The sequence below is a fragment of the Mesorhizobium sp. 113-1-2 genome (genome assembly GCF_016756475.1).
GTDB lineage: Bacteria > Pseudomonadota > Alphaproteobacteria > Rhizobiales > Rhizobiaceae > Mesorhizobium > Mesorhizobium loti_C.
Map to the genome: position 1 here is coordinate 7,446,002 of NZ_AP023242.1, position 26,524 is coordinate 7,472,525.

Annotated in this window: 22 protein-coding genes and 1 pseudogene; 5 read left to right on the forward strand and 18 right to left on the reverse strand. The window is 61.2% G+C overall.

Features of this window, described 5'->3' with window-relative positions; translation table 11 throughout:
• Positions 1-18: 18 nt before the first annotated feature.
• Entirely contained in the window at positions 19-1,488 is a 1,470-nt protein-coding gene (gene pdxR / locus JN279_RS35765) for a MocR-like pyridoxine biosynthesis transcription factor PdxR (RefSeq protein WP_010913827.1), read from the reverse strand.
• Between the two features lie 318 nt (positions 1,489-1,806).
• On the opposite strand from pdxR, the gene JN279_RS35770 reads away from it, so the two are divergent.
• Positions 1,807-1,959: a PLP-dependent transferase gene (locus tag JN279_RS35770; protein ID WP_244846079.1), complete on the forward strand. Its 153-nt coding sequence runs from the start codon at positions 1,807-1,809 to the stop codon at positions 1,957-1,959.
• On the forward strand, positions 1,960-2,196 hold the full coding sequence (locus JN279_RS39000; RefSeq protein ID WP_244748460.1) for a DUF6398 domain-containing protein: 237 nt from the start codon (positions 1,960-1,962) through the stop codon (positions 2,194-2,196).
• Here JN279_RS39000 and JN279_RS35775 read toward each other — a convergent pair.
• The 17 genes and pseudogenes from JN279_RS35775 to JN279_RS35855 form a co-directional block, all read right to left on the reverse strand.
• Positions 2,187-2,330 carry a nodulation protein NodZ gene (locus JN279_RS35775; protein WP_446720385.1) on the reverse strand — a complete coding sequence of 48 codons (144 nt, stop codon included), beginning with the start codon at positions 2,328-2,330 and terminating at the stop codon, positions 2,187-2,189. The genes JN279_RS39000 and JN279_RS35775 overlap by 10 nt on opposite strands.
• An 84-nt stretch (positions 2,331-2,414) precedes the next feature.
• Positions 2,415-4,436: a carbamoyltransferase family protein gene (locus tag JN279_RS35780; RefSeq protein WP_202351506.1), complete on the reverse strand. Its 2,022-nt coding sequence runs from the start codon at positions 4,434-4,436 to the stop codon at positions 2,415-2,417.
• A gap of 303 nt (positions 4,437-4,739) precedes the next feature.
• Positions 4,740-5,528 (reverse strand): ABC transporter permease, encoded by a 789-nt coding sequence (locus tag JN279_RS35785; protein ID WP_202351507.1) that lies wholly within the window; start codon positions 5,526-5,528, stop codon positions 4,740-4,742.
• 3 nt (positions 5,529-5,531) lie between these two features.
• Positions 5,532-6,554: a nodulation factor ABC transporter ATP-binding protein NodI gene (gene nodI / locus JN279_RS35790; protein ID WP_010913822.1), complete on the reverse strand. Its 1,023-nt coding sequence runs from the start codon at positions 6,552-6,554 to the stop codon at positions 5,532-5,534.
• Between the two features lie 49 nt (positions 6,555-6,603).
• Entirely contained in the window at positions 6,604-7,878 is a 1,275-nt protein-coding gene (nodC, locus tag JN279_RS35795; protein ID WP_010913821.1) for a chitooligosaccharide synthase NodC, read from the reverse strand.
• Between the two features lie 127 nt (positions 7,879-8,005).
• On the reverse strand, positions 8,006-8,599 hold the full coding sequence (locus tag JN279_RS35800) for a NodA family N-acyltransferase (protein ID WP_044549143.1): 594 nt from the start codon (positions 8,597-8,599) through the stop codon (positions 8,006-8,008).
• An 851-nt stretch (positions 8,600-9,450) separates the two neighbouring features.
• Positions 9,451-10,926: a group II intron reverse transcriptase/maturase gene (ltrA, locus tag JN279_RS35805; RefSeq protein ID WP_244734261.1), complete on the reverse strand. Its 1,476-nt coding sequence runs from the start codon at positions 10,924-10,926 to the stop codon at positions 9,451-9,453.
• 835 nt (positions 10,927-11,761) lie between these two features.
• On the reverse strand, positions 11,762-12,367 hold the full coding sequence (gene nodS, locus JN279_RS35810) for a nodulation methyltransferase NodS (RefSeq protein WP_010913819.1): 606 nt from the start codon (positions 12,365-12,367) through the stop codon (positions 11,762-11,764).
• Between the two features lie 371 nt (positions 12,368-12,738).
• Entirely contained in the window at positions 12,739-13,920 is a 1,182-nt protein-coding gene (gene ubiM, locus JN279_RS35815; protein WP_202351508.1) for a 5-demethoxyubiquinol-8 5-hydroxylase UbiM, read from the reverse strand.
• Between the two features lie 416 nt (positions 13,921-14,336).
• Positions 14,337-15,356, reverse strand: a pseudogene (locus tag JN279_RS35820) (hypothetical protein).
• Between the two features lie 200 nt (positions 15,357-15,556).
• On the reverse strand, positions 15,557-17,287 hold the full coding sequence (locus tag JN279_RS35825) for a ParB/RepB/Spo0J family partition protein (RefSeq protein ID WP_202351509.1): 1,731 nt from the start codon (positions 17,285-17,287) through the stop codon (positions 15,557-15,559).
• Between the two features lie 79 nt (positions 17,288-17,366).
• Positions 17,367-17,786, reverse strand: a complete 420-nt coding sequence (locus tag JN279_RS35830) for a DUF2958 domain-containing protein (protein WP_202324054.1) — start codon at positions 17,784-17,786, stop codon at positions 17,367-17,369.
• 206 nt (positions 17,787-17,992) lie between these two features.
• A complete protein-coding gene (locus JN279_RS35835; protein ID WP_202351510.1) occupies positions 17,993-18,955 on the reverse strand; it encodes an ArdC family protein in 963 nt (320 codons plus the stop codon).
• A gap of 424 nt (positions 18,956-19,379) precedes the next feature.
• Positions 19,380-20,348: an omptin family outer membrane protease gene (locus JN279_RS35840; RefSeq protein ID WP_202351511.1), complete on the reverse strand. Its 969-nt coding sequence runs from the start codon at positions 20,346-20,348 to the stop codon at positions 19,380-19,382.
• A 342-nt stretch (positions 20,349-20,690) separates the two neighbouring features.
• Positions 20,691-21,011: a GNAT family N-acetyltransferase gene (locus tag JN279_RS35845; protein WP_244734305.1), complete on the reverse strand. Its 321-nt coding sequence runs from the start codon at positions 21,009-21,011 to the stop codon at positions 20,691-20,693.
• Between the two features lie 513 nt (positions 21,012-21,524).
• Positions 21,525-22,640, reverse strand: a complete 1,116-nt coding sequence (locus JN279_RS35850) for a threonine aldolase family protein (RefSeq protein WP_244734306.1) — start codon at positions 22,638-22,640, stop codon at positions 21,525-21,527.
• A 47-nt stretch (positions 22,641-22,687) separates the two neighbouring features.
• Positions 22,688-23,563: an AraC family transcriptional regulator gene (locus tag JN279_RS35855; RefSeq protein WP_202351512.1), complete on the reverse strand. Its 876-nt coding sequence runs from the start codon at positions 23,561-23,563 to the stop codon at positions 22,688-22,690.
• 231 nt (positions 23,564-23,794) lie between these two features.
• Between JN279_RS35855 and JN279_RS35860 the strand changes: the two genes are divergently transcribed.
• From JN279_RS35860 to JN279_RS35870, 3 genes are all read left to right on the forward strand, one after another.
• Entirely contained in the window at positions 23,795-24,112 is a 318-nt protein-coding gene (locus JN279_RS35860) for a transposase (protein ID WP_069091149.1), read from the forward strand.
• A 230-nt stretch (positions 24,113-24,342) separates the two neighbouring features.
• The gene (locus tag JN279_RS35865; protein ID WP_202351513.1) at positions 24,343-25,035 is read left to right on the forward strand and encodes an OmpW/AlkL family protein; all 693 of its coding nucleotides are present in this window, start codon (positions 24,343-24,345) and stop codon (positions 25,033-25,035) included.
• A 90-nt stretch (positions 25,036-25,125) separates the two neighbouring features.
• Positions 25,126-26,358: a cytochrome P450 family protein gene (locus JN279_RS35870; protein WP_202351514.1), complete on the forward strand. Its 1,233-nt coding sequence runs from the start codon at positions 25,126-25,128 to the stop codon at positions 26,356-26,358.
• Positions 26,359-26,524 lie beyond the last annotated feature (166 nt).

Genomic DNA, 26,524 nt, shown 5'->3' on the forward strand with positions numbered 1-26,524 from the left:
TGCGGAACCGTCAGCGTCTCAGAGTCGAGCGACGACGTCGCGCAGCATCTCGACGCCTTTTTCGATCTGCCGGATGCTCAGGGCGGAATAGCCCATGACAAGCCCGACGCGGTCGGCTTCGCCTGCTCCCGACTGCCGATGATAAAGCGGCGAAATCGGGTGCAGACCCAGACCCGCGTATTGGGCAGCTTCGACCAACGCCGTTTCACGCGATCGCGGCAGGTCGTTGAACCATATGACGACGTGCAGTCCAGCCTCTGCCCCCTGGACGGCGATCCGACCTTGAAAACTCCGCTTCAGGGCGGTCAGCAATGCCTCCCGGCGCTCGCCGTTGATGCGGCGCACGCGGCGCACATGGCTTTCATAGCCACCGCTCTCGATCAGAGAGGCCAATGACTCCTGCCCCGCCATCGGAGAATGCCGGTCGGCAAGCTGCTTGGCGGTTTCGAAAACCTGCAGGAATTCCGCCGGGACGACGAGATAACCGATCCGCAGCATCGGCGAGAGCGTCTTGGAGATGGTGCCGAGGTAGATGACGGCCCCATGATCCTCGAGGCTATGCAGCGGGGGAACGGGGCTGATATCGTAGCGATATTCGCTGTCGTAGTCGTCCTCGATGACATAGGCGCCCTGCTCCCGCGCCCATTCCAGAAGCTGATGCCGCCGCGGGATCGGCATGACGCCGCCGAGCGGAAACTGATGCGAGGGCGTCACATAGGCCAGCCGGGCCGCGACCCCCGCCAGTTGCTCCGTTTGCATGCCGTGATCGTCAACCTCGACGGGAACGGGCGTGGCACCTGTACTGGCAAAGACCTGGCGCGCCATCCTGTAGCAGGGGTCCTCGATGACGAAGCTGTCCCCGGGGTCGAGCAGCAGGCGCGCGCAGAGATCGAGGCCCTGCTGCGAACCATTGACGATGACGATCTGCTCGGGGTCGCAGCGCACAGTACGGGCGCGCCAGAGATAGCCCTGAAGCGCTTGGCGGAGCCGGCTCGAACCGCACGGATCGTCATAGGCGAGCCGTGCCGGCCGCTGCGCCATCGCCGCGTTCATCGCGCGCTTCCAAACCGATGCGGGGAAATCTGAGGGCGCCAGGACGCCATATCGGAAATCAACCTTCAGCGTGTTCGGCAGGTAATCCGGCCAGCGCGGAGTACCACGCAGCCGTTCGCCATAGCTTGACAAGTGAACCGGGCCGAACCGTTTTGGGGGATTGGCGGTCAGCTCATGTCCCAGCAGTGAGGATGCGACACGAGGGCGCGCGCCTTGACGGATGTCGATGAAACCTTCCGCGGCCAGCTGCTCGTAGGCGACGGTGACGGTCGTTCGCGAGACGCCAAGTTCCTCGGCGAGACCACGGGAGGACGGCAGCTGGCTTCCGGTGCCGTAAACGCCTCTGAGGATCTGCTCGCGAAGCGCTTCGTAGATCTGGCGCGCGCCCATGCCATGCGAGCGGGTTGAAGCACCGGGACCTGGAGACTGGACCATTTCTTTTCCTGCCAACTGGACATTCCATATCAACCAGTTTGCAGCCACTCCTTCCGAAAGCCAAGGCACGTCTGAAGCCGATGCCCGAGACCGCAATCCAAGACCGGAAAGTGGCACATCTGCGAACGATGCCAAATTCGGCTTCGCTACCCTCGCGATCCATCACGGCTACGATCCGGCTGGTTTTCCCAATGCCGGTCAACCACGCGTCTTCCTGAGCTCGACCTACGATCGAAAGTGTTGCGGCGAATGAGGCCGCCGCCTTGGCGGCGCAATCCTCGGCGACGCGGAAGCCTCCACACGCTGTACGAAACGGGCTTGCGCTACATCACCGGCGCGGCGCTCTCGACCATGTCCTCCTTCCTGGTTCTGCGCGGGCTGAAAAGGACTCTCACGCTTCGCATGGAATGGCACAGCACCACGGCGCTTGCGATCGCGCAGGTGCGCGACGGGCATTCGGCCGTGGGTTAGGTGAGCTCCCCTTCTTCGACTCGCATCCCGATCAGGCGATTGCCCGAAAGGAGATGTCGGGCATCGCCAACGAGGGGGCCGAAGGGTCAAGGCGCGCTAAGACATGATCGTCGCCTCACCAACGCATTTTGCCAAAAGCATCTCAACGACGAATATGCCGGCTTGGCGCGCCGTAGGGCCGCCGCCTTATCCCGCGAGCGGCGCAGCCCGCTCGCACGTCCCGTCCGCTATGCGTAACACCAGGCTGATGCCGAAGACCATAGGCAGTCACCGAACCGGGTCCGCCGTCGAGAAACGACGAATTGGTGCTGTCTTGAGCCACCGGCAAGCAAATCCATTACTGATCCTCGACTGCCATAGGCGTTATGCATGCTCGCAGCCTGGGCACAGTCATATGAAGATGCTTGGACAGAACGGTGTTTCGGCAACTGTTATCTGTCGTCCAGCTTTTGGCATCAGTTTTGATGGACGCGAGCAGCTTGCGAGGGACGCATCCGAACGCGGCGCTGCTCCCACAACCGTCGCAGTTCTCCTGTGAGAGCCTCGCGCTGGGCCTGATCCAGCGTAATTGTATCGAGGAGATCCGCGAGCACGGCTTCGCCCTCGATTCGCGTCAGCAGATCGAACAATTCAGGTGAAATACGCACACCGTCACGGCTGGAGTGATCCGTTCGGATTTCGCAGACGGTCTCCTGGCGATCCAGCGCCGTGTGAGCGCGGACCTTATACAGGGATACATAAGGCGGCAATGAAACCGCGAGCGCAGTCCAATCCTCCAGCGTTGCGGCCCGTTTTTTGACGAGGAACGGCCCGACCACAAGTCCATCCAACCCTGTCGTCAGGAACGTGGCAATCGAGTCTGCAACTGAATCCACGATCGGCTCGGCATTGTTGTTAAAGGACGTGTTGAGCAGAATTGGGATGCCAGTGCGCTGCTTGAAGGCATTGATGACGTCCCAGTAGGCCGGACTGGCCTTGCGCGATACTGTTTGCAGCCGAGCCGTACCGTCGACGTGCGTGATGGCGCCGAGCAAACCACGCTTGGAGTCGCGCACACGGACCACGAAATTCATGAAGGGAAATTCGCACGCACTGCCTGGGAGGTCGAAAAATTCGCGCGCATCCTCCTCCAGCACTGATGGGGCGAACGGGCGATACCCTTCCCGCTTCTTGACCATGGCGTTGATCCGGTCCTTGTTTGTGGCGGGCCTGGGGTCCGCAAGAATGCTGCGATTTCCGAGCGCGCGCGGCCCGAACTCCGAACGACCTTGCACCCAGCCGATCACGGCGCCACCGGCCATCCACTCGGCTGCCCTATCCGCCACCTCCTCAGTGCGTTCAAACTCCAGGTGCCCCGCCCATGCCTTTAGTTCCTCTTCCACAGCATGATCGCTCGCGAGATCCGGCCCCCAATAAACCTCCTGCAGTCGCGCACGCGGCGCGGGGCGGCCCAGCTCACCAGACACGATTAATGCAGCGCCCAATGCGCAGCCAGCGTCATGCGACGCGGGCTGCACGAAGATGTCTTCGAAAAGGCCTGAATAGAGCAGCTTGCCGTTCATGGAGCAATTGTGCGCAACGCCACCGGCCAGGCACAGCCGCGTCATCCCCGTGGCCTCACGATGATGCCGAAGAATGTGAAACACGATGCGTTCGAGTGCTTCCTGTAGCGACGCACTCACATCTTTGTGCTGCTGAGTGAATGGCATTCCCTTTTGCCGGACCTGAATGGTGCGAAGCAAAGTCGGACCGATGCGGTCCAGGTGGACGCGATACTCGCCGTTTGCAGACAGTTCATAGAACTGCTCGAAAAGCTCGCGATAGGGAACGGGATCGCCGTAGGGGGCAAGCCCCATTACCTTATATTCATCGAACAAGCCGTAGCCGAGATACCGGATCACCTCGAGATAAAATAGCCCAAGGGAATTGTTCTCTGGGAAAGTCGCGAGTTGCGAAATTTCAGCACCAGATCCTACCGCCACAAGACCCGACTGGAAATCACCAGAGCCATCAATCGCGAAAATCAGACTTTGCTCGAAGCCCGACATTGCAAAAGCACTCACGGCGTGCGCCTGATGATGACTTACGAATGAGATACGCGAAGGGTCGAGCTCGCTACCGAACTCCTGCGCCAACAGCTGCTGCACCAAAAATTTGGCATCCAACGGAATGGAGGCGTCGGGCTCGGAAGCAAGCATGTTTTCGAGCATGGCGTTGCAATAGGCTTCGGTAGCGTAGTACGCCACATGATCGATTTCGCTGAGCTGAACCCCAGCGGCTGAAAGACAGTATTGAACCGAACTGATTGGGAGCTTGTTGGAGTGCTTGATCCGATTGAGGCGCTCCTCTTCTACGGCCGCGATGACCTGTCCGTCTCGGACGAGCACCGCAGCGCCATCGTGCATGAATGTATTCGCAATCTGGAATCGGTTTTCATAGACTTTGTCTAATCCGCCGCTCAATCCTAGACACAGCATCTCGCTCTCCGTTTATCGTACAGGAAGACTGAATTGGCCCGTCTCAAGGCCGTTTGATCAAAAACACAGGCTGCGTTGTCGTTCGCCGCCGCGAACGCCAGTCAGACATCACCAACCTCAAAGAAATTCTCTTACGCCTGGATCAACATGAGATCCTGTGATCGAGGTCCCGGGCGTTCCATAACGTTGAGAGATTGAGTGGATGCCACGAAGACCCTGGGTTGGATGCCGATCTGCGTTGGCGATGTCGTTTTTATTTGCAGCACGAAGTCCGTAGCGCATTGTTTATCTCACTCTCTTTCGTCAGCGCATTAGTCGGCGGCGCAACAGCGCCATCGAGAGGAAGAATGGCAACAGCGCGTACAGGCCGAGCACACCGACGTGCAGGGCGATGCCGCTGATCGGGCGATCAAGCATAACCGGACGGATGAGGTCGATCGCATGTGACAGCGGCATGCATCGCGCTATCTGCTGAAAGGCGCTAGGCAGCTGGTTCAATGGGAAAACGGCGCCCGACAGGAACAGCATAGGTGTGAGGACAAGCGTCTGGTAAAACACGAAGTAATCGTAGCTGGGCGAAAGTGCGGTGACGATCATCGCGAGGCTCGCAAATACGCACCCTGTCAGAGCAATGATTGGCAGCGCATAGAGGACGGACGGCCAGGCGGCATAGCCCAAGGTTGCGGTGACGATGGTAATAGCCGTACCGGCCATGAAGGCCTTGGTGGCTGCCCACGCCAGTTCACCCAGAACGATGTCGCCGAGGGTAACGTGCGTATACAACATGGCTTCCCATGTGCGTTGAGAATGCATGCGAGCGAAAGCCGCGTACAATGTTTCCAGGGTAGAGGCGGTCATCGCACTTACCGCGACCATGCCGGCCGCCAAAAAGGCGATATACGACGCACCGTCGACGCGGCCGACCATTATGCCGAGGCCGGTGCCTAGGCCGAAAAGGTAGATCATAGGATCGGCGAGGTTACCGAGAAGCGACACGAGTGCGACTTTCTTCCATGCCAGATAGTTGCGTCGCCATACCGCAACCCAGTTCCACGCATTGGCCGGCAGCGCCGCCGCAAAACCTTCAATCATCGTTCACTCCTCCATCTCGCGCCCGGTCAGCCGCAAGAAAACATCCTCGAGATTGGCTGGACGCAGAAGAAGACGCAGACCTGCTCGCCCCTGCAGTTGCGTGCGCACCTGGTCAGGGTCTGGCGCATAGCAATAAAGGGTTTCGCCGCTGACCTCGATGCGCTGGGAATGTGGCTTGACCAGCGAAAGCAACTCGTGCGGATCGCCGCCATAAATCTCCATGACCTGGCATCCGATATGCTCGTCGATCAGCGCCTGCGGGCCGCCTTCGGCGATGTTGCGGCCCTTTTCGAGCACGCACAGCCGATCGCATAATCGCTCAGCCTCTTCCATGAAATGCGTCGTCAGGATAATCGTCTTGCCGCGTGCCAACAGGGCGCGCAGCCGCTCCCAGATCAGGTGGCGCGCGTGCGGATCGAGGCCGGTGGTCGGCTCGTCCATCACAATGAGCTGGGGGTCGTTGATCAACGCCCGCGCCATTGTCAGGCATCGCTTCATGCCGCCGGACAGTTCCGAGACGCGCGCATCCGCCTTGCGCTCGAGGCGAGCGAACTCGAGAAGCGACGGGATGACCGCTTCGCTCTGACGTGTGCTCATGCCGAAGTAGCGTCCGAACACCAGCAGGTTCTCGCGTACGGTGAATTCCTGGTCAAGATTGTCGAATTGCGGGACCACGCCAATGCCCCTGCGTGCCAGCCGAGCGCGCGCCGGCACCGGGACGCCAAGCACCGTGATCGTGCCCGCGTCAGGGCATGTCATGCCGAGGAGCATACGCGCAATCGTGCTTTTGCCCGCCCCGTTTGGTCCGAGGAGGCCGAAACACTCTCCCGACGCAACGGAGAACGACAGTTCGTCGACAACGATCTTGTTCCCATACGACTTGGTTACGCCGGCAAAATCGACTGCCACGGTTGACGCAGAGTCAGGCACGGAGCTTTTCGCGCTTGTTTGCCCGTGAGACTCCCGTTCGATCGCAGGAGTCTCGAGCCGCCGCAAATCCTCTGGGCCCAACTTACGCTTCAACACTTGATGTTTCTGGTCCTGGCTCAAAACTCTTCTACCTGCGATCAAGTAACTATTGCTGTTCGCTGTAAGCGGCGTCAGATCCCACCAGGTTTGGCTTTGGAAGGGCGTCGCCGGTGTCTTGCACATTGGCCGCAGAGCTTCGCGACAACCAATCGCTGTTGCTTAATGTACACAGCGCGTATGCTTTCAAAGGTAGCAAGAGAAAGATGTTGATGAGTGTGTGGAGCGAGAACCCGAGAAATCGAAGTTGGCGCGCACGAAACGCTGCCACGCTGCAGCGAACTATAGTCATGGCTGCAATCATCAGGCATGCCGTCCAAGGCACAGTACCTGTCGTTACGAATTGCGCGAGCCCCGCCAGAATCGACAAAGAGAGCAATAATGGGCCAATATTCTGGCCAATCACGTCCAATGTGAGATAAATATTAAGGCCGCGCAGCAGTTGGAACGCCAGCAACGTGTCACGGAAAGTGCTCCGGGCCCAGCGAAGCTGTTGGCGCAGATAGGGACCCATGCTGTTGGGAACGACTGTTGCCGCGACGGCCTCCGGGACATACTCTGTTCGAAAGCCTGCTTTCAGCATCAGGATCGTAAGGTGGCGGTCCTCGCCGAAGTCGCTCGGCTTCCCTCGAAAGCGCTGCGTCTCGTACTGATCCAGCAGCGAAACAAGCGCGGATCGCCGGTACATGGCACACGGACCGCAGCAACACATGACGGCACCGAACCGAGCCTGCGCTGCGCGCTCTTCGTTGCAGGCGAGCCAGTATTCCATGTCGATCAACCGCGTCAGCCAAGTTTCACTGCGATTGCTAGCCGCCAACTGGCCCATGGCGGCGCCGACCGCTTGATCTTGCATCTTTAGCGCAAGCCTGGTGATGACGTCCGGGGCGAGTATCGTGTCCGAATCTACATTCAGCACCAAATCTCCGCACGAGCGGCGAATGGCGGCAATCTGCGCCTTGCGCTTTCCGACATTCTTTGGGAGCGCAACGAAGTTGAACCTCGGGTCGCCCGCGTATTCCTCGTGTACACCCACGAGGGCATCGCGGTTTGCAGAACCGTCATCAACAACATAGACCTGCAGTTTGCCGGCGTAGTCCTGACTTGCAATGGAAGCCAGGCAGTCCGAGAGGGTGCGAGGCGCCTCGTTGTAGCACGGGATAATGACATCGACGCTCGGCCAAGGCTCACCGCTGGGCGGGTCGCCCGAGGTCGGCGGTACGTTTGTAGGCAGGGTATAAAAGACCTGCGCGGTTTTATAGACGGTCGACAGCAGCGCGTAAGAGCAGATGGCAACAGTACTGGCTGAGGCAAATAGGTTCATGAGATGTCAGATTTTTCAGTGAATTTGAGGGAAGCGGGCGGATAGTAAAACCGCGGCCAATGCTGGAATCAGCTCGATCAACGCCATGGGGGCGGGTCGCGCCGACTGACGTCGTAGCGGGTGTCCTTCATAGCTCTGGACCGTTCCGATCGATCAAAGTGCCGGCCGGCCACTCGCTCATTGAGCGTCCAATTGGGAGCACAAGGACGAGTACGTTGTCGTCGACTCGCGTGGGAGGCAGATCGAGGTACACGTCCGGGTGGGTTGAACGCACGCGAACGCCCGACAAAATGTTCGCCAAGCCTTTGCGGCAGAACCTCGAAACATGGTTCCGGAGCGCGGGCCGCACCGAGCCGAACGCGAATGGAACGCCAAGCTGCTGCAGCACCGGATACATCACGCTGATCGAATGGGCGATTCCCAGCCCCTCAAGATCCGGACGCACCCCGTATAGACCGAGTTCAGCGACAAGCAGATCATCGTCGCCAACTTTGATGTATCGGCGCAGCAGGCCCAAGTGAGCCGCTACCCCGTGCACATCACGGCCGATTACGCGGAGCTCCGGCCTTGCACCGGCCCAACTTCGACCGCCTGCGAATTGCTTCCCATTAAAGGCTCCGGTCGGCTCATAGGTCTTCCGGAAGAACTCAGAGAGTTCGAGGTGATCGGGAAGCTGCAACTCATTTTCCCAGCATAACCTCCACTGCACGTCAGGGCGCATGCGAAGACTTCCTCTTTTTCGGGTTCTTTTGTGCACCTCACGCGGTAGAGCAATGGCGGTGCATGTCATGGGTCTATGAACGGCCCTCCCGGATTGGTAAAATTGATTGTTTAGATCGCGAGCATCCACGCTATGGATGTTAAAACCATGCCTTTCAAAGCCTGATCTGAACCTTCTGGTCGTGCTCGATTGGCCCGATAAGCGGCGGCACCGATGGCAGCTGTCGGTGACACAACCTGATTCAAGAGCGGCCGCCAGCGCGTGGCTGCGCCCGTGCCGAAGCAGCGATCAAGTGGAGGACGGCCCGACTGTTAGGCGTCAGCAAACGCGGCGACCGTTGGCGCACGCGATGATGCATGGCGATCGCGCAGCTCTGGATCGCCGGCGGCAAACAGGTTCCGCGAAGCTCTATCGCGCTCGCCAACAGGAATCGTCTGGTCAATGCTTTCGAGTGTTGCCAGTCAACCGGACTGTCGGTGAAAGCACCTGGAGAGCGGGAAGGAGGGCGCGCCCGGATGGCGCTACTTCGAACGAATTGTTTGAGGTTTTGGCCGACTGGAACACACAGCTTGAGCACCTGAGGCCTGAAGTGCGCGAAGGAGCTGGCCCCTAAGTCTTCATTCCGTGCGAGGGATCAAAAATCGCCGCACACAGAAAGGCAGCCTAAGGAGCGTCAGCACTTGCGCCGGCCGAAGGGCCGGGACGCGGGACTGACTGCAACGACGAGATCGGTTAAAAGGGCAGCCGTAGGAGTGTCAGCATAGCGCCGCATAAGGCGATCGCGGTAGGGACGCTCATTGCTGAGCGCCCCCCGCACAGATCCGTACGTGCAGAATTCCCGCATACGGCTCCTACCTTGGGTGTTTGACGGCGAAGCGGATTGCCGGCCAGGGATGCAGGATTCTTGGTTTCGGAAGCCATTGCGCTGCTAGCTTTTCCACTCGGGACGTCGACGTCGTGTCCATCTGGCCACGGTGTCTCAGAGCCAACTTCCAGAGGAAGATGACATGCTCCCGAAATGCCTGAAGTGATCGCAGGTTGGCGGGCACGGCGTGATACTCATAGTATCCGCGCACGACCTGCCTGAGCCATTTCGCTTGTTCGCGAATTGGCCGGTTTCTCAACCATCGCAGCCGGTCCTTGATCTCCCGGAGCTTTGCCCTCATGCGGTCGCGGCGGGACTTCCGCAGAAGCATGAAGTCTCCCCGCAGTGATTTGCCGCAGATATGGGTAAAGCCGAGAAAGTCGAAGGTCTCCGGTTTTCCCAGACCACGTTCCTGTCGCCGACTGGCCGCGTAGCGGCCAAACATTAGCAGGCGCGTTTTCTCAGGGTGCAGTGACAGAGAGAACTCCTCCAACCGTTCTCGCATCTCGATCTGGAAACGGTGTGCGTCGGCTTCTCGTTCGAAGCCCACCACGATATCGTCCGCGTAGCGCACGATGATCATGTTTCCCGTGGCGGACCGCTGTCGCCAGCGGTTAGCCCAAAGGTCGAAGACGTAGTGCAGGTAGAGGTTCGCGAGCAGTGGCGAAGCCACCGATCCCTGACCCGTTCCCTGTTCAGACGTCGTGACAATCCCTTCTTCCAGAACACCCGCCTTCAGCCACTTCTGGATGAGACGGATGATGCGCTGGTCGCCGATCCGATGGTTCAAGAACCTGACCAGCCATTCCTGACTGACCCGGTCGAAGAACTGCTGGATATCAGCGTCCAGTATGAAGTTCACCTTTCGCTTTTCGATCCCGACCGCGAGTGCGTCCAGCGCATCGTGTTGGCCGCGTCCGGGCCGGAACCCATACGAGAACCCGAGGAAGTCTTCCTCGTAGATCGCGTTGAGCACCGCGACCGTCGCTCTTTGGACAATCTTGTCCTCAAGGGCGGCGATTGCGAGCGGGCGTTGGCGTCCGTCCGGCTTTGGTATGTATTGCCGCCGTGCGGGGCTTGCCCGGTATGCACCTCTTTGAAGCTTATCGCGCAGATTCTCGATCAGGTGATCAAGGTCCGCTTCGTAGGCTCGCCATGTCAGCCCGTCGACGCCGGGGGCTGCATCACGCCGTAAAGCGTAGAATGCCGTCCTCAACGTTTCTAGATTGAGATGGTGAAAGAGGTTGGTGAACCTCTCCTGCTTCCTAAGTCTTGCGACTTGCCGTATGCGTTCCAGCGCATGTGACACGCTTTCCCGGTCCTGAGCCCGGCGCGTGGTTTGCTGGTCCGCATTTCCCTTGGTCGCTGCCCTTGGCTCCACCGACTCCGCAGCCGGTTCCCCGGCCTTGTTCGTCAGCTTCATAGCTACTACGGCAACGTCTGACTTCTCACGATCGTTCATCATCGGCTCATGCTTTCGCTTTCCCGATACGGACCAAGGAAGGTGATACCGCCTTGGTCAATCGTGAGATCTCCCGGTTCCCGAACAAGGAATTTCCGCACATGCCAGGTTCTACGACCACGCCGAGTTGGTCGGGCACTCGCAATAACGCGCCCTACCATGTTGCCTTCCGGAGCATCCACGCCGTCGGCACTCGAGATTAGGTCCCTTACGCGGCTCAATGGCTGGCCTGTGCTTTCTCCTACCGACGCTTCACCAACGACCTCGCGGGCGTTGGCGCACGGCTCGGAGCCAATGTGGATTGCTACTCCTTCACTGAAATGGACTTTCACCATTCTATTCCTTGCCGGTTTTTCCGGCGCTCGGACACGGGACCGACGGCCCCCGACGAGGAGTGCCGCTTTCCCGGCTAGGGATCGTCACCTACCTGGGCCGAAACACCTTTGAGGTTCGGTGGCGGCAGCCGTAGAGCCCGTCCCGCATAGGGAGCCATGCAAAATAAGGACTTCGCTTCATGTGGGCATCTATGGGTCATTTATTGGGTAAAGCCGTTACGCAAAATGGCAGAGGTGGGGAACGGTCGCCCCGCCGCTTCCGAACCTGATGTCTGGACCGGAAAGGCTTCGGCCGACGTCTGGGGCCGTTGAGGTGGAAGCGGGCGAAAACCCCTCGAGGCTCGCGGCGCTGAACATCGAGCCGCATGAAGAAGCCGGATGTAGTCAGCGGTTGTTACCATCAACCGGATCCAGCTACTTGTTGCATCGGGCGCTCTTATACGTCCGCATATTGGGTCAGCTTGACACCGCAGAAGCGCACAGTGTCTCCCAGTGTTTTATCAGGCAGCGGAAATCGGCTTTCGGAAGAGAGCCAGCAGGCAGTCTTCATTGATCGACGCGCCCCGGCACTCGATGCACTCGATCTCGGTCAACGATTCGTTCAGCATGGCGATGGTGGTCTCTGCACCAGCAGCGTGCCCCCAGCGTTGGCAATTGGCGTCACGTGCCGACCCGAAAACCAGCTGCCCGCCTGGCGCAAGCAGACCTACCAGGTTGCGGACTGCCGCGCGGATCTGAACGAGGTCTCCGACGTAGTAAAGAACCTCCGCAACGACGATCAGGTCGAACAGCTCATCACTCGAAAACTGTTGAACATCGGAAATTATCCAGCTGATGTGCGGCGTCTCCTTCATGCGTAAACGTGCTCGGGTAATCGCTGGCTCCACGACATCGATCACAGTGAGCCGCTGGCAAATGGGGGCTAGCCGCTCCGTAAAAGCGCCGGCAGCGCACCCGACTTCGAGCGCATTCGCGACTCGACCTTGCGCAAGTGACAACCGGAGAATTTGGGTGTGGCGCTCCCGCTCGAACGGGTTGCCATCGAGCCGCCATGGATCGTCTGCGGCCATTTCTCGATTCAGCAGTTCATGATCGATTTGGGTCAAATTCGCACCTAGCTAAGGCAGCAATCACCGGCGCTGCAAATGCCGTCAGATGTCGGTAGGGTCGGGACCGTACTGCGGGCCGAGGCAGTTGATTTCGGTCACGCTCCTAATTGGGTCCGCAGGATTGGCAAAATTGATTGTTTGGATGACAACCATCCACGCAGTGAACACATCGAAGGCGGAATTGGGCGTGGATTCGCACACACACGGCGATTGACACGTTGACGATCCGCGATGGAAGAGGCTCGCGGCATTCAGCAGCCCCGTCTTCATCAAGCTGATCCCGCGCAGCCGCGACCGCTCCCATCGAACCACACGCGCCCGCCTGCTACGACGCCGCACGCTGATGCTGACACTATGGTGACTGGGGTTTACCGCCTCAGCATGGCCGCAATGCCATGACGGACAAAGGGAAGATGTTGGCCGAGGCGCAGCCCCACATGCCTTGCAAGCCGTGCCGCCGGATGCTCGCTTGAGTAGAGTCCGACGAGGATATTCGTAGCATGGTAGAGCGGCGCCGCCGACAGGCGCAGTCGGCTTTCATATCTGTGAAGCATGTCGGGGTCGGCAATGTCGCGACGGTCGCGCCATGCGGTCTCTATACCGCGGGCGAGCTGCTTCTGGCCGCCAAGGCCGATGTTGAAGCCATGCGCGGTCACCGGGTGCATGCCAATGGCGGCGTCGCCGATCAATGCGGCGCTCGGCGCCCGGAACCTGTGCGCCCAGGTCGTGACCAACGGATAGATATAGCGTTGGCTTGCCAGGCTCATGTTGCCGAGGCGCCCTCGACAGCGCTTTGTCAACTCCCTCAGGAACAACTCGTCGTCGAGGGCAAGCAGTCCGTCGGCCTCGTTTGAGGGCAAAGTCAAAAGCAGCGACGACACGCCTGGCGCGAGGGGCAACATCGCCACCGTCTGATGGTGATCGAACCATTCGATCGCGATCTGGTGGTGGGGGCGCTCGTGCCTCACCCGGCAAATCAGCATCGAGTTGCCAAGCCGATTGATATCGGCGCCGATGCCGAGCAGATTGCGGGTGGCGGAAAAACGCGAATCGGCTGCAACGAGAAGGCGAGCGCTCAGCTGCCTGCCATTGGAGAGCGTTATCACTGCTCCTTGACGGCTGTTTGTTGCACGCACGACCGAGTGGCCGCACAGCAGCCGGGCATGGCCCCGCAAGCGGATGATCTTGAACAGGGCATCGCGGATCTGGCAATTCGGGACCAGAACGCCCAGTGGTTCCGCGGATCCGCCGGGGGAATCGAAACACAACGCAAACGGGCTCGATCCGTTGAGGACGCGTGCGCCTTGAAGCGGTGACTTGTCCGAAGCGGAGATAACATCCCAGGCTCCGAGCTCGCGAAGGATTCCAATCGAGGCGTGGGTGAGCGCGATCTCGCGGCCGTCGAAAGCCGGACTTGCCAGTCTTTCCAGGGCCTGCCCTTCCACAACCGCCAGTTTGAGCTGGCTATAGGCAAGCGATGCGGCGAAGGAAAGTCCGACCGGCCCGGCGCCCACGACAATAATGTCGAAGCTGTCGTCACAGCCGGCCATCAGCGTGCCGCCAGCGCGTCGGTTCTCTTCGTGAGATGTTGGGGGAGTCGAGCCGCAGGTCGTGCATCGATTGCGCTGTGATCTATTGCCCGCATCGCCTCAAGCGCGGTTCTCACGTCGGTTCCTGGCTGGTGAAGCGTCATTTGCCTGCTGTATGATCTGGATTGTCAAGATGATGGGAGCGACGACCAGGCTGTCGGTCAGCCCATGCGTTTTCCCGTGAAGGACTGGGCGATCAAACCACGCCGACAAGGGCGTGGCCTTGATCTGGGTCAGTCGAGGCGGAACCGGCGTCAGATGACATCGATCCAATCCAGTCGTGCCAGCTGATCCCATGACGACGCCATGGCACCAGCCAGCCCAAGGGAGAACCAGGCGTCTGATCTGGGGAAGGCTATTAAGGACTTTTTGCGAGATCAGCGAATAACCGGCTCGCCATGGAAGCGCCGGCGCGAGGGCGGCGAGACGCCGAAGCCGACTTCCATCATCAGCCGTGGCGTGCGCGAAGGCACGGTGCCCATATGGAAGCCGAACGGATCCTCGACGAAGCCGAGGCCGGCTTCGCCGGTCAGCGTGACGGGACTGTCGTCGCCATAGACCTTGAGAACCTCCTGCGCCGGATGGCCGACAAGCAGCGTCAGCTGATGCTTGATGGCGCGGCGGTTATGACTGCCACGGACATAGACATGCGGGCCGGTGCCTTCGTCGACCGGCGTCAGGTAGAAGAAGAATTTCAGCATCCGCCAGTCATCGAGGTCGAAATGATACTTGCCGAGCGAGGCACGGTTCTTGTCGGCGTCGGAAGCCTCGCTGGTCGGGAAGCTCCACCACACGCGTGTGGTGATCAATTTCGCCTGAGCGCCCAGATAATGCGCGGCGATGTCGAGCAGCAGCGGATCGTTCTGGATGGCGACCGCTGCCTTGCAGCCGAGGATGTGTTCGAATAAGTGGCCGCTGAGCAAGGGGCGGCCGAAACGCTTCTCGGCCTCGGCATGGTCCTCAGCCATGAATTCGAGACGGCGATCGAAATTGCCGAAACAAGGCGTGTAGCGGGCGAAGGCGGCGATCTCCTTATGGATGGAAGTCGGCAGGACGAGCCCGCAAAACAACCCGTCCGACCGCAGCGCCTCGACAATTTCCTGGCGATCGACGCCGGCAAACATCGTGTCGTGGGCTTTTTGCGACACGCGAACCGGCTTTGCCCCACGCCAGTGCATCCGGCGCGCCGGCATGGTGCGGGCGAGCACGAACATCGGCAGCCATGCTGGGTTCTCGCGAATGTCCGACAGATAGGTCGGAATGCGCACGGCGATGCGGCGCAGCACGCCCGCCGTTTCGCGCGATGGCCTCGAGACTGGCGGCGCCGGATTTGTCAGGGCTCGAAAGGGTCATGAAGGGTCCTCAGCTATGAATGCAATATGATATCGACGAAGCATCGGTTCTCACTGCCTCGCCGCTGGTCCAAGCCCGATTCCCGCAACGGAAGGACGTGTAGCCGCGCGTCGGTTTTTGTGCAACGCACAATAGCCTTGCGCGTGGCACATGCTGTTCGGATCGCCGTGCGCATCAGCCAATATTCCAGCGGCAGGCAAACGGGGCGGCGGCGCTTAAAAAGAGCCGCCGCCCGGCTTGGCACCTATTGGCGGACGAACAGCGGCTGCACGCTCGCCCATTGATCGGCGGTGCGGAAGCCGCCGCGTTTCGTGTAGCTTTCGACCGGGAATTTCATCCAGTTGGGCATCCAGTTGTCGGTTTTCTCGCGGCCGTTCTCGCCCGACAGGCAATCGCGGATGATCTTCTTTTGCGTCTTGACCTTCTCGGCGACATTGCCGTCGGCGACAGGCTTGCCGGCGAGGTCGGCCAGCATCGCATTGGCGATCTCCTTGTCGCGCAGCAGGTCGAAGAAGGCGTCGTCCGCTTGCCACCACGCGCCCATGTCGATGCCCAGATGGTTGCCGAGCGCCTCGACGACGGCGCTGCCGGCTTCGAGCGTCTCGGCCATGACAAGGCTGAGAACGCGCATGACGTCGTCGTCGCAAAGTGCCAGCAAACGGGCAAAGACTGCGGCAAGCGCAAAGGCGTCGCCATTGCCGCCGGCTATCGCGCCCTCCTCGTCGGCCTGCCCAAGCAGCGCCAGCACCGCGCGCCGTTTTTCGGCGAATGCGGCTTCGGCCCTGGACGCAGCAATGCTTGCCGCCACCGCTTCATTGGCGGTGCGCTGCGGCTCGCGGCGAACCTGCCACAGGCCCGAGCCTGCGATGGCATGCGCCACCATCAGGCGCAGCGCGACACACGGATGGTCGAGCATGGCGGTACGCACGGCACCGTGGCGGTGCAGATCGACATAGTTCTGCATCGGCCCGGTGAGTTCCGGTCGCGACGGCTTGGCGGGCGTTTCGTCGTGCGCGCCGCCCTCGCCTTGCGCGCGGGCGCGGCGGGCTTCCTTGCGCGACAGCCAGCCCTCGTGGCATTCGACCGCGCCGCGATGCGAGACCGATATGAAGACCTTGCCGCCCTTCTTCCTCGGCGTCTTTTCATGGTCCCATGACTGGAAATGCTGCCCCGGTTCCAGCACGGCGACCTCGGGCCAGCCGGCTTCCAGATAGGCATCGCGTTTGGCGGCAATCGCCTCGTTCTGCTTTTGCCAGAACAGGTCGGCATCGGCGAAATAGCTGTCCTCGCCGAACAGGTCGCAGACGATCAGGCCCGGATAGTCCTCGATGGGGAACAGCGCCACCTTGGTAGAAATCGACTGGCCGCCGAACAGCCATTGTTTCAATTGGTGGCCGCGCGGAGCGTATTGCTCGGGGTCGGCATAAAGCGCCAGCCAATCCTTCTGCTGCGCCTTGGAGGCCATGGTCAGATGGCGCGCCGTCTCGGCGTCGATGTCGGCGCGCCGATAGGCCTCGCGGATTTTGGGCAGAAGATCGCCGAGCGCCAGAATGCGTTTGACCAGAAGCTCGGTGATGCCGAAGGTGGCGGCGATGTCGGCAACGCCGCGGCGCTCCTTGATCAGCCGCGAAAACGTCTCCCACTGCGACACCTCGTCGGGATCGAGCCGGGCGAAGTTTTCGATCAGCGAGGCCTCGAGCGCGTCGGCGTCGTCGCCGTCTTCCATGATGGCGCAGGGCAAGGCATTGCCCTGGCCGCGCTCGTCGGCGAGCGATTTGGCGGCGAAATAGCGGCGCCGGCCGGCGACGATCTCGAAGCTTTCCGGCGTGCCGTTGGGCCGCACCAAAAGCGGCACCAGGACGCCGCGCGCGCGAACCGACGGCAGGATGTCCGACACGTCGGGCGCGCGTTTGGAATGGCGCATGTTGAGCGCGGAAATGTTGAGCTTATCAAGCGGAATGTGGGCAAGTTGCATGGTTTGTCTCCTTCGTTGCGGGGTGGGATTGCCCCGCCGCAGAGGCTGCAAGCCGGCGCGGCGGGACGGTTTTCGCGCCCTAGCGGCGCGTCTGTTCCGCCGTGTCGGGCGGAAGCTTGGAATCGGCGTTGCCAAGGGCTTCTGCCGCCTGTCGCAGCAGCCGGTCGGCTTCGGTGATGTGGCCGGCGCTGTACGCTGCCTGGGCGTAGACGGAGAGCGGAAAGCGCGCCTTGAATCCAAGGTCGCGCTCGATGCCGAGGCCAAGCCGCCCCTTGACGCTTGCAAGCTCGGCAAGACTGACGCTGCCGAGTTCGGGGAAGCCGAAGCCGAGGTCGCAAAGGCCGAAAAGGGTGTCGCCGTCGGTGTCGAGTTCGGTGAGAAGCCAGGTCGCTAGGCCGGTAGGATCGAACAGTTTGACCACCGGGACATGGTCGGTTTCGGTGTCGGTTGCGCCATTGGCGAGCAGCAGGGCGCAAAGCTCGTCGGTGATCAGGATCATGGGAAAACTCCTCACAAAACAGGTCGAGTTGATTTCTGGCGTCATCGAACAGCCCGATATCGAGCGGCTTTTGCGCCGCGCGTGGGCGCATCGGCGCGTCGGCCAAAAGGGCGAGGCGGTCGCGCGTGGTGGCTGGACACCGGGAATGAGCGTCTGCTCGCCTTGCGGCGTTGGCTCGGTCCGCAGGGTGTCGGGATCGCGCGCGCTCATGCCGCGATCTCGTCTTGTTGCGCGCCTTCGGCCTCGGCGTTGAAGCCCAGAAGAAAATCGGTGGCCTTGGAGGCAAGGCTGGCGGCGCGGAAGATGGCGCGATTGTCATCGCGCAGCACCTTCAGCCATGTGCCGATATAGTCGGCATGGCGCACGGTCGGCTCGATGCCGAGGGTCGAGCAGACAAAGGCTGCGGTGATTTCGGCAACCAATTCCTCGCGCGCATAGGTCTTGGAACCGAAGGCGCCGAAGAGGTCGCGCGCCAGCCGCGCCGGGTGGCCGGTCCAGTGGCCAAGTTCGTGGAAGCAGGTGCGGTAATAGTCGATCTGCTGAAAGAATGCCGGCTGCGGCGGCACCTGAATGGAGTCACTGCCCGGCATGTAGAAAGCGCGATCGCCGCCGATGCGGAAATCCGCGCCGCTTGCTCGAATAAGCGCCTCGGCCTGCGGGACGATCTCGCGTTCGGGCAGCGGTTCTGCGTTGCGGTAAAGGTGCTCGGGCAGGCCGTCGCACTGCGCGACGTTGAAGACGGTGAAGCGCTTCAGGAAAGGGACCGCCTGCGGTTCGTCGCCATCGGCCTTGGCGCGCTCCTGCTCGCCCTTTGGGACAAAGCGGTCGGCATGAACGATTGTGGTGCCGCGCTCGCCCTTCCTGACATTGCCGCCAAGGGCAAGCGCCTGCCGGAAGGTCAGCCAGTTCTGGCCGGGATAGCTGCGCTCGACGACGGCGCCCCACAGGATGAGGATGTTGATGCCGGAATAGCGGCGCCCGGTGGCCGCGTTGCTGGGCAGGCCGAGGTCGGCCTTTGCGCTGCCCCATGGCTTGACCCATGGCACGGTGCCGCGCTCCAGTTCGGCAATGATGCGGTCCGTGATCTCCTGATAAAGGCTGGCGCCCGGGCGCCCGCCCCTGCCCGCGCCAGCCTCTCGGCTGTCGGAACGCTGGTGTTTTGCACGCATCGTCTGGTCCTCCGCTCTTCAATCCCGCGCCTTTCCCCGCAAGTGGGGTGGGCGGCGAGACGCGACCGGAAAGGCCCGCCGTCGGAGGCGGACCGCATCCGAAGGACCGGAACGAAGAGGAGGACCCGAAGCGCAAGCGAAGGGTTGCGGGACGCCGCGGCGGGCCTAGAAGGGAGTGCCGCCCACCCCGCGCCGCCGGGAAAGGCCAACAGACAAACCGCGCCGGCCGGCAGGGCGGCGACCGTCAGCAGCCGACAGGCTGCCCGCGCCAGGGGGCGAAGCCGGATGGCCGAGACCGCCTGAGCCGGCGAAGAAAAAGCGGGCTCGGTTCACGAGCACCCGGCACGCGCCGTCAGGCGCGCGGGCGCGTCAGATTTCTGCGCCGTGCGGACATCGGTTTGGCGTTCCGGTCGCACTCGTTCAATCAGAACGAGGTCTTGATGCCGACCATCACCGTCGCCGCGGCAAAATCGCCGCCGATCCAGTCGTCTTCGCCGCCAGTCTCTGCGCCGGTCGCAATGTCATAGGTGTTGTAGTCGCCGCGAGCGGTGAAAACCTTTTCGTAGGAACCGGAGACGAAGAAGCTGGTCCGCTCGTTGTACTGGTAGCCGACGCTGCCGCCGACCATCAGAACCGGCGCCGATTCGAAATCATCCTCGAAGCGCAGGTCACGCATCCAGTGATGATCGGTAGCGCCGGCCGAGAAGGTCGTGCCGCCCTTCAGCGCAAAGCCGAAGTTCCAGCGATCCTGGACATAGGTCGCATCGATGCCGGCGAAGGCGACCGGCAATTTCTGCTGGTAGCTGATGGCCTTTGCGTCTCCTGGGAAGTCGCCAACCGAATCCCGGAAGCCGGCAACGCTGTAGACATAGGAGCCGCCATAGGCAGTCCACTTGACCGAGGTGTACTTGAAACCACCGTTGACGTTGATCAGCAGCTGGTCACTGAACTGGAAATCGTGGCCGAGCGCGACGGTTGCCGAATAGAAGTAATCAAGATCGGTGTCGCAATGGCGCGAACGGTTGCTCCAGTCGTTCCAGCCATCATTGGTCGAGAATGACGGGTTCCAGTCATAGTCTTCCATGTAGCTGTCGCCGCTGAAGGCGATCTGGCCGGAAAGCTTGGCGGTCCAGCCGGCCTCGCTGCGCGCCGTCATCTCGGCTGAAATGACCGCAGAGGTGCTTTCCCAGATAAGGTGGCTCAGCTTCGAGCCGCTGCCGGGAGCCTGATAGACCAGCTCGTTGGCCTCGATGTCGATGACGCCGACGCCGCCAACGAAAGAGAAATTGGGATTGTAGGGCGCCGGTTCGCTCGCCACCGCGTCGCTGGCCATCGCCGGCCAGGCAGCGAGCAACGCTGCCGCTCCACCAAAGACTTTCGCGTACAATTTCATAGGACTACCCTCATGGGAATCATCCGCCATTCGGCTATACGCAGCGTGCCGGGTGCACGTCACGTGCGGTCGTCCATGCAGCGCCCCTGTAGGTTGGCAAAATTGCCGCCCTCGGCTCTGTTCCTCAACACTCAAGGAAACGCCGTTAGCGTGACCCGATTGACGGCGGTTTTTGCCGATGCGTTCCGGGCGGCCGGCGTGACGGGAACCCTGCATTATCCGAGACACACATTTACGACGACGATGCTGGTTCGATTGCAGCGGCAGGCAGCGACCACGCCGGACCTCAATCCGCTGAGATCGTGCAGGTTGCTTTGAGCAGCCCATAGCAAACTCTCTAGTCTAGATAATCCGAAAGAGCCGAGGGCCGAGTTCCTCGAACCCGTTGCGCAGGTAGAAATCGAGCGTGCGCTTCCATTTTGGTTGCCTGGGCGCTGCAAGCTCAAGTCGCTTCCAACCACGCGCACGGCCTTCCCGCGAGGCGACCTCAAGCAGTTGAGGGGCAATCCCTTTGGAGCGCTTTTCGGGTCGAACATACAGCTCCGAAATATAGCCGAACTTACCTCCTGCATAGATCGCCGTGCATTCATTCAGCACCATGATGCCGACCGGCTCGTCATCTGCACTTGCGATCACTGCGACCACGCCAGCGTCGGCAAGCATTATCTGCGCGCTTTGTCTCACGTCGTCGGGCGCGGGCGCTTTCCCGCCAGTGCATCGAGTAGCGCGTGAATAAAACGGACGACCGTCCCTGCGTCCGTTGCGTTGGCGCGGCGCGTAGATATGGAAGGCATATTTTCTCCTGCTAGTGGTCAAAATCCCGATTGATGCTGCCACCCCACGCAGATCCGACTCACTCTTTTAAGTAACTCGGACGAGTGAACAGCATTTTTCATCAAAAATATGATAAAAAATTGCAAAATAAATATTACAAGCAACAGGATACCGATGACTTGAGGTGAATTGCGCAGATAGGGGGGCCTGCAAATCAACCTGGTTACTTCGTGACCGCACGGTGAAGCCGCCTTGCCGAGGTAAGATGAAGTTGCAGGTCTAAAAGGGCCTAGGACAAACGATACAGCCTGAGATGCCCGTGCGGCCAGTACGCTAGGACAATGCAGTCGAGCAAAGAGGACATCCGTGACGGGCGGCGAGAGCGCTCGACGGTCGCCACACTCATTCGGCACCAGCCGGAACACGAGCCGAGCCGACCGGTGCGCAGAGGCTGGTTGCCGCGCCGATCAAGTCGGACACGTCGGCCCCGGTCGTCGCGAAAGAGGTGACGAACCTCACGATTCCGGGCTCCCACCGGTCATGGTAGAAGCGGAATCCCATGTCGAGCAGCCCTCGGATCAGGGACGTGGGAAGTCGGCAGAACAGGATGTTGGCCTCGGGACGCTGCTGGATTTTCACGCCTGGCACCAGGGCCAACCCCTGCGCGAGCGCCGATGCCATCGAATTGGCATGGGTCGCGTTGCGAAGCCAGACACCGTCCCTCAGATAGCCGTCCATTTGCGCCGCCATGAAGCGCATCTTGGAACTCAACTGGCCGGCCCGCTTGCGGCGAAAGGCGATCGTGCTCGCGAGATCTCTGCGAAACGAGACGACCGCATCGACCCCAAACGTTCCATTCTTCGTGGCGCCAAATGACACAAGTTCGACGCCGGCCTTCCACGTCATCTCGGCCGGCGAGCAGCGCAGAGTGACGAGGGCGTTGGCGAAGCGAGCACCGTCCATGTGCAGCGGCAGGTTCGCTGACCGGCAGATATGTCCGATCGCCTTGATTTCGTCGAGCGCGTAGACCGATCCCATCTCGGTCGCCTGCGTGATGCTGACGCTGGAGGGCTGGACCGAGTGGATATCGCCCACCATGCGCGTTGCATTGGCCGCCAAGGCGTCGATGTCGATTTTGCCCGCCTCGCCTGGAAGCTGCACCAACTTCGCACCGGCGGTGTAGAACTCCGGCGCGCCGCACTCGTCGCGGTTGATGTGCGCGTCGGCGTGCGAGAGGATGCTGCCCCATGGCGGCGTAATCGCCGCGAGCGCCAGCGCGTTCGCCGCCGACCCCGTCGAAACGAGGAACACGTCGACCGCATGCTCGAACACCTCGGCGAGCTGGCGCTCGACGGTATGCGTCAGCTCATCGTTGCCGTAGGGAAGCGCCTGACCTGACGCGCATGCGGTGATGGCTGCGATCACCTCGGGGGAGACGCCGGCGATGTTGTCGCTGGTGAAGTCGCGGGGGCGGGTCTGCTTGCTTTCGTTCATGGTCTTGACGCTCGTTTCATCCATTGAGCGTCCAAGCTAGACGGTTCGCCGCGCGCTTTATTGAACGATATTCAAACCGAGAGGTAGCGCGCCGGCGTCACCCCCAACACCGCCTTGAAGTGCCGGGTCAGGTGGCTCTGGTCCGCGAACCCTACCGCGACGGCGACCTCGGCGACCTGCTGACCTCGCCTCAGCAGCCGTCGCGCCTCGTCGATGCGGACCTGGATCAGGTAGCGGGTGGGGGGCAACCCGAAATGCGCCTTGAAGCCATCGATCAACGTCGCCTTGGAGCATCCGGCGAGGGCGGCCAGGGCGGGGAGCTGCAGAACTTCGTCAAAGTGGGCATGGATGAAGTCACATACGTCGCGGAACCTCGGCGGCACGAATTTTCGCTCAGCAACGCGCGACCTGCCGGCCTGTGCGAAGACGTGGGGCAGGAAACGGAACAGATACTCCTCGATCTCCAGTGCCGAGCTGTGCTCATGTTCAAGCAGACGCCAAAACGCGCTGAGGCCGTGTGCAACTGGGGCATTCTCCTGGAACGGGCTTTTGAAGTCGATCGTTCCGGGTTCGTTTTGGCCGCTGTCCTCAAGGACTTGCCGGATAAGGACTTCGGGCATGTAAAAGATCTTCTGGCTCCAGCCAAGATCGTCACCAGCACCCCCGAAATGCGGTTCCCCGGGCGCGAAGGTCGCGACGGTGCCGCTACCGGCGTGCCAAACCTCACCTCGGCACCAAACATCATGGACGCCTCGCTCGATCAGCCCGATCAGATACTCGTTGTGGACATGCTTGGAGAAATCCTGCCGGTGATAATCCGCCGCCAGGTAATCGAGCCCGCCAAGGACATCGGAGTGCTTCATCACCGCACGATTGCGCGGCGGCCGCCCCGGGGGTTCAGAACGGCCACGCGCCTTTTCGTCGCATTCTATGGCGGTATCGGCCACTTGATGATCAATCCAGGTCGGTCGTCACAACGATATCGTGCTCTCGTAGCGAATTTCAAACCGAAGCAGGATTAATTGCCGCCCGAAGAGGGGCCTGCTGCAGGGCGGGCAGCGGATTGGCGGGATTAATCGTGTTTCAAGCTTGGGATGTGGACCCGAGCGACGCGTGGCCGTGTGGCCGATATCAAGAAGAAGACCAAGCGCTATCCCCTCCGATCTGACGCATGAGGAATGGTCGCGGATAAACCGTTCCTGCCGGGCGCGGCCAAGACCGGGCGGCGCGTGGTGACGGACCTGCGCGAGGTCTTGAACGCGATCCGCTACATGGCCCGATCAGATGGCGGCTGGCGCATGCTGCCAAAGGATTTCCCGCCCATATCGGTCGCGGTCGAGACGCCTTACGGACATGCCCACGAACTGCGCCAACTGGCTGGAACGTTCCCCGGCCTGACGGCGAAGCAGCAGGCGCCGATCAAAGCGCTGAACGCAGAATACGCCAAAACTCGAAGCCGAGTACGAGCATGCCAACGAACTGCCGGCCGATGTTGACGAACGGCTACCAGGGGCGGCTACGGCTGCACTCATTGTCGGATCTTCGACGAAGTCGGACATGAGACACAGCGCTATCGGAGTGACCGCATTGTTTTCCAATGATTTTCTCATTTGGCACGACATATGCGGGGGCTATCCCGCATGAGCGCTCCGTCAATCTCGATTGATGCGAGCAGGATTCAATCAAGGCGCAGTGCGTCGCTTCTGAAGATCAAGGAGAGAAAAGTATGGCGAGAGCGCGAATTGGCGTGGCGCGGGCAATGACAGCGGCTGTCGTCCTCATCGTTGCGGGACAGGCCGGCGCGGCAGATGTTGGGCAAGCCGCGAGCCTCCCGCAGGCAGAAGCCTGCGTCGCGGAAGCGCCAAGCCCCTGGCAGATCCGCCTGCGTGCGTTGGGGGTGATCACCGAGGATTCGGGCTATGTCAATGCGGTGCCCGGCTCCGGTCTTTCGTATTCGGACACCGTGACGCCGGAACTCGATATCTCATATTTCTTCACGGACAACATCGCCGCCGAACTCATACTCGGCACCACCTATGCCAACATCGATGGCCAAGGTGCGATCGGCGGGCTGGGCGAGGTCGGCAAGGTTTGGCTGCTGCCGCCAACGGTGACATTGCAGTATCATTTTACCGATTTCGGCGCCTTCGAGCCCTATATCGGCGCCGGCGTGAACTATACGATCTTCTATCATCAGCAAGCCGGCAGCGCCGATGATCTCAAGGTCAAGAACACATTCGGCGCCGCGCTGCAGGTCGGATTCGACTACATGGTGGACCAGCACTGGGGCGTCAACTTCGACGTGAAGAAGCTTTTCCTCAAGCCCGACTTCGACGTCACTGTCGCCGGCGCCAAGCTCACGGGCAAGGCCAAGCTCGATCCCTGGGTGATAGGCGCAGGTCTCACCTACCGCTTCTGAGGACGAAGCACGGGGCACTTTTCGAAGTCCGCGCGCGGATCATCCGTGCCGAGAAGTGGACCCGCGATGGTTCTTAAAGGAGTTGTTGGCATGCGCGTAGAAAACGATCATTGCGACGTGATCGGTGTGCCGGCCGCTCCCACGCAACTTGATCGTCTTTCTTCTGCGATTCTGCGGCAGGGGGGGATGGCGCGAGTGTCGCTGCCAGGCGATGTGGTGACCTGGGCGGCAGCCCGTCACCAGACGCTCAGGCAGATGCTTTCCGACCAGCGTTTCAACAAGGACTGGCGACAGTGGCGGGCGCTGCAGGACGGCGAGATTCCCGAGGATCATCCGCTGATCGGGATATGCAAAGTGGACAACATGACCACGGCGCACGGCGCCGATCACCGGCGCTTGCGCGGCCTGCTGTCCAGCAGCTTCGCGCCCAGTCGTATCGCCTTGCTGGCGCCACGGGTCGAACAATGCGTCGATCGACTCCTGGCCGAGATAGCGCAGCGCGGCGGCAGTGCCGATCTGATGTGCGAGTTCGCCGCTCCGCTGCCCACCAACGTGATCGCCGAACTGTTCGGTTTGCCGGACGAACAGCGCGAAGAGATCGTCGCGCTCACCTACAGCCTGGCCAACACCTCCGCCACAGCCGAAGAGGTGCGACAGACGCGGCAGCGCATCCCGGAGTTCTTCCGTCGCCTGATCGCGCTCAAGCGGGGCCAGCTCGGCGATGATCTGGCTTCGGCCCTGATCGTCGCGCGTGACAAAGGCGAGCTCGTTTCCGACACCGAGCTCATCGACATGCTGTTCATGGTGCTCTCTGCGGGCTTCGTGACCACCGCCGGCGTCATCGGCAATGGCGTGCTGGCATTGCTGACGCATCCGCAGCAACTGCACTTGGTGCGCAGCGGCCAAGTTCCGTGGTCACAGGCGATCGAGGAGATCCTGCGCTGGGGCAGCTCAGCGGCCAATCTGCCGTTCCGCTATGCCACCCAGGACGTGGAGATCGACGGATGCCTGGTCCGCCGCGGCGATGCCGTCCTGATGGCGTTCCATGCGGCGAACCGGGACGAAAAGGCCTTCGGTCCCGGCGCCGACAGATTCGATGTCACCCGGCGGCACAACCCGCATTTGTCGTTCGGCGAGGGGCCGCATTCCTGCCTGGGCGCTGCGCTGGCGCGCCTGGAATTGCGCTGCGCCTTCCCCGCGCTGTTCGGGCGGCTGGAGGATCTGGCGCTGGCCATCGCCGCGGAGGACGTCGTCTACATGCCGTCTTACGTCATTCGCTGCCCGCAGCGCCTGCCGGTCACCTTCCGCCCTTCCGTCGCTTAGAGAGTGCGGCATTCACCCCGGATCTCGGCTCGCTCGCGCGAGGGGGGCGAGCATGCCCAGTTACGCGCTGGCCTTCGGCAACCGCAGGGTGAAGTTGCTCGCGCAGCAGGTCGAGGCGACCGCCGCGCAGTTGTTCGAGACGCTGGCGGCATGAGGCCCAGCAATA

Coding starts and splice junctions, on each gene's coding strand:
- JN279_RS35845 (WP_244734305.1), bottom strand. CDS start 21,011: ATGCTTGCCGACGCTGGCGTGGTCGCAGTGATCGCAAGTGCAGATGAC.
- ltrA (WP_244734261.1), bottom strand. CDS start 10,926: ATGAACGATCGTGAGAAGTCAGACGTTGCCGTAGTAGCTATGAAGCTG.
- JN279_RS35870 (WP_202351514.1), top strand. CDS start 25,126: ATGCGCGTAGAAAACGATCATTGCGACGTGATCGGTGTGCCGGCCGCT.
- JN279_RS35780 (WP_202351506.1), bottom strand. CDS start 4,436: ATGCTGTGTCTAGGATTGAGCGGCGGATTAGACAAAGTCTATGAAAAC.
- ubiM (WP_202351508.1), bottom strand. CDS start 13,920: ATGGCCGGCTGTGACGACAGCTTCGACATTATTGTCGTGGGCGCCGGG.
- JN279_RS35865 (WP_202351513.1), top strand. CDS start 24,343: ATGGCGAGAGCGCGAATTGGCGTGGCGCGGGCAATGACAGCGGCTGTC.
- JN279_RS35840 (WP_202351511.1), bottom strand. CDS start 20,348: ATGAAATTGTACGCGAAAGTCTTTGGTGGAGCGGCAGCGTTGCTCGCT.
- JN279_RS35850 (WP_244734306.1), bottom strand. CDS start 22,640: ATGGATGAAACGAGCGTCAAGACCATGAACGAAAGCAAGCAGACCCGC.
- JN279_RS35800 (WP_044549143.1), bottom strand. CDS start 8,599: ATGCGCCCTGACGTGCAGTGGAGGTTATGCTGGGAAAATGAGTTGCAG.
- JN279_RS35825 (WP_202351509.1), bottom strand. CDS start 17,287: ATGCAACTTGCCCACATTCCGCTTGATAAGCTCAACATTTCCGCGCTC.
- JN279_RS35785 (WP_202351507.1), bottom strand. CDS start 5,528: ATGATTGAAGGTTTTGCGGCGGCGCTGCCGGCCAATGCGTGGAACTGG.
- JN279_RS35830 (WP_202324054.1), bottom strand. CDS start 17,786: ATGATCCTGATCACCGACGAGCTTTGCGCCCTGCTGCTCGCCAATGGC.
- JN279_RS35860 (WP_069091149.1), top strand. CDS start 23,795: ATGGTCGCGGATAAACCGTTCCTGCCGGGCGCGGCCAAGACCGGGCGG.
- pdxR (WP_010913827.1), bottom strand. CDS start 1,488: ATGGTCCAGTCTCCAGGTCCCGGTGCTTCAACCCGCTCGCATGGCATG.
- JN279_RS35775 (WP_446720385.1), bottom strand. CDS start 2,330: ATGCATAACGCCTATGGCAGTCGAGGATCAGTAATGGATTTGCTTGCC.
- JN279_RS35835 (WP_202351510.1), bottom strand. CDS start 18,955: ATGCGTGCAAAACACCAGCGTTCCGACAGCCGAGAGGCTGGCGCGGGC.
- nodC (WP_010913821.1), bottom strand. CDS start 7,878: ATGAACCTATTTGCCTCAGCCAGTACTGTTGCCATCTGCTCTTACGCG.